A 1,466-nucleotide genomic window follows, 5' to 3' on the forward strand; every position below is an offset into this window, starting at 1 on the left:
GTCGTTGGGGAAGCGGATCACCACTTGACCCAACGAGCTGTCAGGGCCGGCATCCTGGCGCAGCGTGAGCCCACGCGGATTGCTCCAGTCAACGGATGACGGGTCGAGCACATTGCCTTCTCGGTCAAGTACTCGTATGCGGTTGTTGGCCAGATAGCCTGGATTCGCCCGAACTTTTGGCAGCACGTCTTCCTTGAGGATCGTCGGCGGTACAGTCCAGGTCGGGTTAAACGTGATGTAGGTAATCTGCGCCTGAAAAACCGGTGTATTGCGAGCCGCTTTACCCACCTGCACCCGGGATCGCCAGATCGGTTGGCCATCGCGGTACATCGCCACCTTATACCCGGCGATATCGACAATAACGAAAGTGCCCTGCAGTTTATAAAGCAGCCAGCGCGCCCGCTCCATGTTCACCCGCACCTGGTCGATGCGCGCCTCAACGGGCACATTCAGCGCCGCCAGGGTAGTCGCCCCCGCCACACCATCCGCGCCGAGGTATTGCTCGGTTTGATATTTCTTCACTGCTGCGGTGACGGCGCCGTCGTACTTCGTTCCGCGACCCAATCGCGGGTCAAGAAAGCCGGCCGCGACCATCCTCGCGCGCAACTGTGCGACCGCGGGCTCATCCATGCCGGGTTTGAGCGAAAAGTCCACAGCCACTTTCGGCCAGCCGCCTCTGTCACGAACAGCGCGCAGTTGCGCCAGAGCCTGACGCAAGCTGACGTATATCGCTTCTTGCGGCGGCGCCTGTGCAAATGCGCTTGCCACGTCGTGATTGTCGAGTGCCGCGAAGAAGGCGTTGAAGTCATCGCGAGGATCGACGCCATTCGAGTCAAAATTCCAGTATTTATCGAGCCGCGAAGGGTCGACCTTGCCGCGCCGCAATTGCTGCAGCGCGGTAATAAAGGTGTGGGTGGTTGCGATATCAAACGCCGCCCGCTGCTCAGTCGTGGCGGTCAAGGCGAGTACTGAAGGCTGAGTTCGGACAATTTCCTCAATATGGAAGTCCGCCGGGTTCAAACCGTCGGCCTGCGTGTCGTTCAAGCTTTTGATCAACTGTGCGACGTCGCTGTCATTCGTCCATGCAGCGCGGTAGGCGCGATGGGTATAAAAATCCATGACCAGTCGGCTGACATCCACCCGCCGATTGCGCTTCGAAGTGAGCAATGGCGGAAACGCGGTTTTCATTGGCGCAAGCGAGGCCTGAATCATTTGAGCGACGTTGTCGTCCGGTGCAGCGTCCATAACGGCACTCGGCGCAGTTGGCGGCTCAATCGGCGAAGTTTCGGCGATCGCTGCACCGCTGATCAGAAAGCCCATAAAAAATATGCGGCTTATGACGAATAACCTTGTTAATTGCACCATAGATAATCCTTAATCCCCCGCATTGGACCGCTAGCTTCCCGTGCACTGCTAGACTCGAACTTAACATGATGAGACATCTATATGGCGTTACTACGTTTTGG

1 protein-coding gene is annotated in these 1,466 nt (G+C 57.6%); it reads right to left on the reverse strand.

The genetic code is table 11. The features are described 5' to 3' along the window. The coding region (locus tag AC1DRJ_RS27470; protein WP_477804917.1) for a L,D-transpeptidase family protein at positions 1-1,365 on the reverse strand (1,365 nt) is incomplete at its 3' end. Positions 1,366-1,466 lie beyond the last annotated feature (101 nt).

The sequence above is a fragment of the Pseudomonas sp. P5_B2 genome (assembly GCF_056400445.1).